Genomic DNA, 1,206 nt, shown 5'->3' on the forward strand with positions numbered 1-1,206 from the left:
CCCTTCGAGCAAGCGATCCGTCGCGGGAAGCGGCGGTTTCCCCCGACGGATCGCTTGCTCGAAGGTCAGCGGTCGCGCTCGGCCCGCTCCCTGGCGACCTTGACCGCCTCCGCCTCGGCCTTGCGCGCGTCGCGCAGCGCCTTCTCCCGCTCGCGCACCCGCTTCTGGTCCTCGCGCAGCCGCCTCTCGGCCTCCTTGCGCTTGGCCGCGGCCTTCTTCACCTTGGCGTCGGAGGCGTAGGCGTTCGCGACGACGACGCCGGCCTCGACCTCCGCGATGCCCTCGTGGTCGGCCGCGGCGAACACGTCCTGCGGCGGCGCGCCGGCCGCCGTCTTCTCCGCGAGGTAGGCGGCGACGCCGTCGAGCAGGCGCTCCAGGCCCCACGCGACGTCGTCGATCTCGTCGAACCCCTCCCCCTGGGGCACGTAGGTGCCCCGCTCGACGAGCGGCCGCAGGTACGGGAACCGCACTTCGTCGACGAGGACGCGCAGGGCGTCGCCGAACGACGACCCCAGGACGCCGTCGTCGTCCCCGGCCTCCGCGACGGCGTGGTTCAGGTCGCGCTCGAGCCCCGCGCTGTTGCGCGCGTACCCGCTGACCAGCAGCACGGTGGCGATCTTCTCGTCGTCGGACAGCGGCACCGACCGCAGCGCGCGCAGCCCGACGTCCAGGAACCGCAGGTTGGCCGGCGTCATCGGCGCGCCCGTGATGGGGATGTCCAGCGCCCACGGGTGGCGCCGGTACACCGCCATGACGAACAGCACCCACTCCCGCAGCTCGGCGCGCCAGTCGGCCGGGTCGTGGGCGGCCGGGAACTCCTCGTCGAGCGCGAGCTCCAGCATGAGCAGCAGCAGGTCGTCCTTGCTGGTGACGTACCGGTACAGCGACATCGTGGTGAAGCCGAGGCTCTTGGCCACGCGCGCCATCGAGACGCCGGCGAGGCCCTCGGCGTCCGCGATCTCGACGGCGGCCTCGACGATCCGCTCGATGCTCAGCTCGCGGCGGGGCACGCGCTCCGGCCGCTCGGCCACGCCCCACGCGAGCGCAAGGCGCGGCGGCAGCTCCGGCACGTCGGGCCCGGGCAGGTCGGTCTCCGGCAGGTCCGTCTCCGGCGTGTCCGTCATGGAGTCATCATCCCCGACCCGGTCGATCGGTCCAGCATCGTTGTGGGTGGGCTCGTGGCCCCGTTCCGGGTCGGAACGGGGC

The 1,206-nt window shown here is 73.5% G+C and carries 1 protein-coding gene; it reads right to left on the reverse strand.

The genetic code is table 11. From position 1 onward, the window contains the following. Window positions 1-65 precede the first annotated feature (65 nt). Window positions 66-1,124 carry a TetR/AcrR family transcriptional regulator gene (locus ACFUVW_RS20865; RefSeq protein ID WP_430573204.1) on the reverse strand — a complete coding sequence of 353 codons (1,059 nt, stop codon included), beginning with the start codon at window positions 1,122-1,124 and terminating at the stop codon, window positions 66-68. Window positions 1,125-1,206: the final 82 nt, after the last annotated feature.

The sequence above is a fragment of the Isoptericola sp. NPDC057391 genome (assembly GCF_042668085.1).
GTDB lineage: Bacteria > Actinomycetota > Actinomycetes > Actinomycetales > Cellulomonadaceae > Isoptericola.